The organism is Actinophytocola sp., assembly GCF_009379765.1.
Taxonomy (GTDB): Bacteria; Actinomycetota; Actinomycetes; order Mycobacteriales; family Pseudonocardiaceae; genus Actinophytocola.
This window is the reverse complement of sequence record NZ_WHTD01000273.1, coordinates 1-6,364: the sequence shown is the minus strand read 5'-3', so window position 1 is coordinate 6,364 and position 6,364 is coordinate 1. Positions and strand designations below refer to the sequence as shown.

Here is a 6,364-nt window from a genome sequence, read left to right as displayed (position 1 = left end):
TGATGGTCGGCGCGATCATCACGCACCTCCGCCGGCACGAGGCCCAGCCAATCGCGGTGAACCTGACCCTGCTCGCCGTGGCCGCCTTCGTGGCGTGGGGCCGCTTCGGCCCCCAACCCTTCACCGGCTGACCCAGCGCGGCGGCAGGACACCGTCGCGGCGACGGCCCCGGCATGTGTGCCAGAGGCGCGCCGCTGTAGCGGATCTGACCGGCATGGTCACCGCACCACCACGTGGCGCCATCCACCGAAGCGCAGCAGCGGCAACGGACGGCGAACAGGAGGTCGATGCGGCCGTGACCTGTTCGATGTGACAAGGAGAAACCGATGAGCAACCTTCAGGCCATCGCTGATCGCTTCGAGATCGAGGCGCTGCGCGGCGAGTTCACCGACGCGGGGATGATGCGTGACTACGACCGTCTCGCGTCGCTGTTCACACAGGACGGCGTGTGGCGGATCCCCGACGCCAACGTCCAGTTCGTCAGCCGGGAGGAGATCCGCGCCGGGATCGAGCGGCTGCAGGTTCTCTGGGACTACTTCGTGCAAACCGCGCACCCGGGCACGATCCAGCTCGAGGGCGACACCGCGGTCGGCCGTGCATACATCGCGGAGTTCGGGCGCTTCCGCGACGGCAGCTCGCACCTGAACTACTCCGTGTACCACGACCGCTACCGGCGCACCCCGGACGGCTGGAAGTTCGCGGAGCGCGTCTACGAGGTCAGATACCTCGACACCACTCCGCTGGCGGGCTCGGCGCCCAACGCGGCGGGGGGCGACCGCTGACCCGCCGACCGAGAAGTCTTCGGCGAAGGAAGACGGTGATGTCTCCCCGATCCACACCCGACGCCTCTTACGACGCCTTCTCCTCATCGCTCACCACGACAGTCATCAGCCAACGCAGCATGAGGCCGGCTTCGGCGTGCGAAACGGGATTGTGGCCGTTCAGCCGGCGCTGCGCGGGGTCTCGGGTACCAAGGACTCCCTGTGGCCCGCACCGCGCGTTCTACGGCGATGAAGGCATCGACCCGCTCGCGTACACCCGGGAGCTCGGGACCTGGAGCCGCGGCCCACGTCGAGCTGGACAACGCGCCTACCGCCGGATGGGCCTCCCCGCAGATGTCGCAGGGCCCGATCGGCCAACCCGACGGAGGCGTCAGCACCTTGGGAAGGCCCTGATCCCCGCGCTCCGCGCCGGAGAACGCACCAAACCACCTTCGGACTGAGCGGGCCCGGGGTGTCCGCGTAGTACTCGGCGGCGAGCCGCGCGATCTCGCCCAGCGCGTACTGGGCCCCGGCGCCGTCGCGCAGCACGTGGAAGACCCAGCGTGCGGTGGTTGAGCATCGCGACCAGCGATCGCGCGGACCTTCGACGAGGTAATCCGCAAGTACGTCGGACGTCAACCGGTCATGTGACTGCTACCGTGTGGTAGAACACGTTCTACTTTGCGGGGGTGGCATGAGGTTCGGGATCGTGCTGTTCACCAGCGACCGCGGCATCACGCCCGCCGTGTGCGCGAAGGCGGCAGAGGACGCCGGGTTCTTCTCGTTCTACGTGCCCGAGCACACGCACATCCCGGTGCGGCGGGAGGCGGCGCACCCGCGCACCGGCGGTGCGGATCTGCCGGACGACCGGTACGTGCGGACGCTCGACCCGTGGGTGTCCCTCGCGACGGCGGCCGCGGCCACCTCGTCGATCCGGCTGGCCACGGGTGTCGCGCTGCCGGTGGAGTCCGACCCGATCACCCTGGCCAAGACGGTCGCGACCCTGGACTTCCTGTCCGGCGGCCGGGTCACGCTGGGCGCCGGTTTCGGGTGGAACACCGACGAGTTGGCCGACCACGGCATCCCGGCCAAGTTCCGGTACACCGCGCTGCGGGAGTACGTGGCGGCGATGCGTGCGCTGTGGACCGAGGACGTCGCGTCGTACGAGGGCAGGTTCGTGTCGTTCGGCGGCAGTTGGGTCTACCCGAAGCCGGTGCAGGAGCACATCCCGGTCCTGGTCGGGGCCGGCGGCACGGAGCGGACGTTCACCTGGCTCGCGGCGAACGCGGACGGCTGGATCACCACCCCGTACGAGACCGACCTCGACGACCAGGTCCAGCTGCTGAACAAGCACTGGTCCGAGGCCGGCCGTGAGGGCGCGCCGTACATCGTCGCGCTGGGCGGCCGAGCCGACCCCGGGCGGGTGTCACACCTGGCCTCGCTGGGCGTGGCCGAGGTGGTCATCGGCGTGCCGGACAAGGACCAGGACGAGGTCTTGGCGTTCATCGGCAAAATGGGCGCGCGCCTGCATTCCTAGTGTCGCGTGATTCTGTTCCTTTGCGTCCGCTGTGGATCCACGTGGTTCCTGGCAAGGCGGAGGAAAGCCGCTCGTACTGGATGTACTTGGGCTTTTCTCCAACGCGGCCAGGGGCCGCGTGGGCCGCAGCGGCGTAAAGGTTTCAGGGTCACGCGACACTAGTTTGTGACGGTCACCGTGGCCTGTACCGGGTGCCCATCGCTCGCACCAGATGAGTCAGGCGCACAGCAGGAGGGTCAGGGGTGGGTCCGATGACAACGGAACCGTTGTCACGCCGGCGAAACCGGCTTGCCTCGCCCATTCCTGGTACGCGGTCAGCGAGTGAACCGCGCCGCCCCGCGCCCGGGTGAGCAGGCCGAGCGCGTACCGGCTCACCGCCGGATCCGCGGACGGGAGCACGTCGACGATCGCCACCCGCCGCGCCGTCCGGTGCAGCTTCGCCAGCAGGACGCGGTTGTGCGCCTCGTCGAACAGATGGCAGACGTTCCCCACCACCGCGAGGTCGTGTGCCGGCAGCGCCACGTCGAGCACGTCACCCGGCAGGTAGTCGAACCGCGACACGAGCCCGGCGGCGGTCACCGCGCGCCGGGTTCGGGTCAGCACCGCGGGAAAGTCGACGGCCGTCACGTGGACCTCCGGGTTGCGGGAGGCCAGCGCGATCGTCCACGGCGCCGCACCCGCACCCACGTCCAGCACCCGCCCGGTCCACGGCGACAGCTCGGCCGCGAAGCGTTCGGCCGCCGGCGCGAACCACTCCGACAGCACCGGCACCACATCCGGGTACAGCCGGGTCGCGCCGGCCGCGGTCGCCGCCTGGAGCACAGGCTCGCCCGTGCGCACCACCGCCGGCAGCGCCTGCCAGAGGCCGGTCAGCGAGTGCACGCGATCGGTGGCCACGGTGTCGGTCTCGAACACTCCTCCGGAGCGTTCGCACAGCAGGCCCATACCCGCCAGCGCATCGAGGAGACGCGCCGTGGCGACCCGGTCGAGGCGCAACGCCGTGGCCACCTCGCGGGCGGTGCTCGGATTCGACGTCAGCTGGCCGAGCACGTCCAGCGCGGCCGCCGTCTCGATGATCGCCATCGTCTCGACGGCCGCGCTCACCTCCCGGAGCCTCATGCCAGCACCGTCACGGTGCCCGCGCCGCCGTCGACCGCGACCCGCTGGCCGTCGCGCAACGTCGCGGTGGCCACGCGGGTGGCGACGACCGCGGGGACACCGTGCTCGCGCGCGATGATCGCCGGGTGCGACAGCGTTCCGCCCTCGTCGGTGACCAGCGCGCCGATGATCGGGAACAGCAGGGACCACACCGGCGAGGTGGTCGGGCACACCACGACGTCCCCCGCCCGGACGCGGTCGAACTCGGTCTCGTCGTGGACGATCCGCACCGTGCCCCGGTATGCGCCGGGCGAGGCCGCGATGCCGGGCAGGACCTTCTCGTCGCCGCGCGGACCGCCGGCGAGAAAGTCCGGACCGAAGACCTGCTCGATGGTCCACAGGAACGACTCGTTGGCGCGGCGCGCCTCTGGTGGCAGCGAGGTCATCGGTGGTGGCGGTGGCGGCGGCGTGCCGTAGTGCGCCGGGCCGGGGTTCGCCATGGCCCACGCACGCTCGCCGGCACGTCCGCTGGCGACCGCGGACACGTCATCGCCGACCCGCAGTGCCGCGCGCAGCTCGGCCGGCCGAAGGTGAAAGGCCATGTCCGGCACCGGAAGCTGACCGCGTGCCACGAGACGGCGGCCGTACTCCAGCACGGCCTTCCTGACGAGCGCGCCGGGCACGGCCGTGGTGACGAAATGGTTGTCCTCGCGGATCGGGTAGGCGACCAGTGCCCTGGCCAACGCGGCGTCGAACCGCGCGCGGTCCACATCGGACAGCCGGGCGCGTGCCTCACTGGCGGCCTGTTCGCGCTCCGCGGCCAGCGTACGGTCGTTCGCCACGGGGTCGAAGCCGGTGGCCAGCTGGTCACGCAGCAAGGCAAGCACCAGCTCCGGGCGTTCGTCCAGCGACTGCTCGGCCAGCTCGTAGCTGAGCGCGCGGCAGCAGTGCCGGCGCAGGTGGTCCGCGAACCGGTCGGCGAAGTCCGGCTCGTCGACGTGGGCGGCGAGCTCCGCCAGCACGTGGGCGGGCTCGGTCGAGCGGACCGACGTGCCGGCCACGAGCCGCTGCCAGCCGGCCTCGTCCCAGCCCAGCAGCTCCCGGCAGCACCCGGCGAACTCGCCGAGCACCATCGCGATCGCGGCGTGCAGCCGGAAGTGGATGTCGACTCCGTCCTCGCCGAGCGCGACCGCGGCGGCCAGGTGCGCGTCGAGCCCGTCGTCGGTCAGGGCGCCGAGGTCGGCGTCCCGCAGGGCGTCCGTGCGCGCCTCTAGGTCCGGGCGCCACTCGTCGGCCCACTGGCGCAGGACCCGCATCGGCACGTCGCGCCGCATCGCGTCGACACAGGTGCGGATCCGCCGGCGCAGCGTGGGGATCACCCGGAACGCCACCGGCACCAGCCAGGCGGGCAGGTTCGGCGGCTCCTTGTCGCCGAGCGGCACGACCCGCGTGTACTCCAGGCCGCCGATCTCGCGGGCGTCCAGGCCCTCGAACAGCAGGCCGAGCTCCGCGACGGCCGCCCGCAACGCGGGCACGCGGACCCGGAAGAGGTCGTGCGTGAGGCGGGTCCAGGGCCGCCGGGCGTGGCTCGCCTCGCGGGTCCAGTAGCCGGGCGGCACCTCGACGTCGACCGGCACCGGCGGCACGGGCAGCGCGGTGATCGGTCTGGCCTGCAGCAGCACCGGCTCGCCGCCGGCCAGCGCCCACTCGATGTCCTGCGGCGCCCGCCGGCGCCCGGCGACCGTGCGGGCCATCCGGGCGACCGCCAGCGCGGAATCGGCGTCGAGCGCGGCCTCCCCGACGCCGGCGGCGCGCTCGGCCCGGTCCGCCCGCACCACCCAGCGGTCGGGCGTCACCTCCCCATCGGCCAGGCGTGCCGCCACCCCGGGCACGGCGTCGAGCACGACCACGTCGCGCTCGCCGGTGACCGGGTCGGCGGTGAACGCGACGCCCGCGACGGTTGCAGCGACCATCGGCTGCACAAGCACCGCCATGGCCGGGACGTGCCCCGGGCCGCCGTAGCCCGCGACGAGCTCGGAGCGCGCGGACGCCCAGCAGCGTTCGACGGCCGCCGCGAGCGCGGCGGGCTCGGTCGGCACGTCCAGCACCGACGTGTACATCCCGGCGTAGGAGGCGCCGGCGAGGTCCTCGGCGACTGCGGACGAGCGCACGGCGACGCTGCCCCACGGCCGGACCGCCTCGACGAGGGCGGCCAGCACGTCGGCCGGTAGCTGTGCCGGCTCCCCCAGTGTCACTGACTCGGCCAGCGCCTCGGCGAAGGCACGGGTGGTCACCACCACGCCGGCCGGCACGGCGAAGCCCTCGGCCGCGAGCACGGCCAGGGTGGCGGCCTTCGCACCGGCCAGCCCGACGTCGATGGCACTCCACAGCGGGACGACGTGGTCGACTGTGGTGGCAGTCATGACAGTTCCGCCTCCCCGGGATTCAATGTGTTGGTTACGTCGGGGAAGGAAGGTCCTGTTTGGTCACGTACTTGTGGCTGGCTTGCGTCACGTTCCCCTGAGGTGCGATTGCGAAGCCGGCGGCCTAGTGTCATGGCAACTCCTCCGGTTGTCTGCCACGATCGGCCACCACCCGGGGCGGGCGGTATCGGTCGAACTACGTATCCGCGGGCAGCCGCTCGATTACGTACCGGGCGAGCGCGGTACGCGAGCCGAGGCCGAGGCGACCGTAGATGTTCTGCAGGTGGGTCGTGACGGTGCGCGGGCTGATGAACAGCCGCGCCGCCACCTCCGCGTTGGACAGACCCTCCGCGACCAGCCGGGCGACCTGCTCCTCCCGACCGCTCAGCTCCCGGACGCGGCCCTGCTCGATGCTCGGCGCGGGCCGCTCGCCGAGCGCGCGCAGCAGGCCGCGGGCGCGGTCGGCCTGCGGGCGCGCGCCCAGCCGGTCGAGCACCCGGACGCGGGCGTCCAGCTCGGCGGGCTCGGCCGCACCGAGCTCGGCG

The 6,364-nt window shown here is 72.3% G+C and carries 5 protein-coding genes; 2 read left to right on the top strand and 3 right to left on the bottom strand.

All coding sequences use genetic code 11. The annotated features are described in order from the left end of the window. Positions 1 to 326 precede the first annotated feature (326 nt). Positions 327 to 782, top strand: coding sequence for a nuclear transport factor 2 family protein (locus tag GEV28_RS41705; RefSeq protein WP_291419823.1), 456 nt, complete (start codon positions 327 to 329; stop codon positions 780 to 782). 673 nt (positions 783 to 1,455) lie between these two features. Beyond that, on the top strand, positions 1,456 to 2,298 hold the full coding sequence (locus GEV28_RS41700) for an LLM class F420-dependent oxidoreductase (protein WP_291419821.1): 843 nt from the start codon (positions 1,456 to 1,458) through the stop codon (positions 2,296 to 2,298). 216 nt (positions 2,299 to 2,514) lie between these two features. On the opposite strand, the gene GEV28_RS41695 is transcribed toward GEV28_RS41700, so the two are convergent. The 3 genes from GEV28_RS41695 to GEV28_RS41685 all read right to left on the bottom strand — a co-directional run. Beyond that, positions 2,515 to 3,417, bottom strand: a complete 903-nt coding sequence (locus tag GEV28_RS41695) for a class I SAM-dependent methyltransferase (protein ID WP_291419819.1) — start codon at positions 3,415 to 3,417, stop codon at positions 2,515 to 2,517. Next, positions 3,414 to 5,819, bottom strand: coding sequence for a PEP/pyruvate-binding domain-containing protein (locus GEV28_RS41690; protein WP_291419817.1), 2,406 nt, complete (start codon positions 5,817 to 5,819; stop codon positions 3,414 to 3,416). The genes GEV28_RS41695 and GEV28_RS41690 overlap by 4 nt, the downstream gene beginning before the upstream one ends. Positions 5,820 to 6,015: 196 nt before the next feature. After that, on the bottom strand, positions 6,016 to 6,364 hold a 349-nt coding region (locus GEV28_RS41685; RefSeq protein ID WP_291419815.1), incomplete at its 5' end, for a LuxR C-terminal-related transcriptional regulator.

Excerpts from the sequence above, each read along its gene's own strand:
- GEV28_RS41705 (WP_291419823.1), top strand. The coding sequence starts at position 327 with ATGAGCAACCTTCAGGCCATCGCTGATCGCTTCGAGATCGAGGCGCTG.
- GEV28_RS41700 (WP_291419821.1), top strand. The coding sequence starts at position 1,456 with ATGAGGTTCGGGATCGTGCTGTTCACCAGCGACCGCGGCATCACGCCC.
- GEV28_RS41695 (WP_291419819.1), bottom strand. The coding sequence starts at position 3,417 with ATGAGGCTCCGGGAGGTGAGCGCGGCCGTCGAGACGATGGCGATCATC.
- GEV28_RS41690 (WP_291419817.1), bottom strand. The coding sequence starts at position 5,819 with ATGACTGCCACCACAGTCGACCACGTCGTCCCGCTGTGGAGTGCCATC.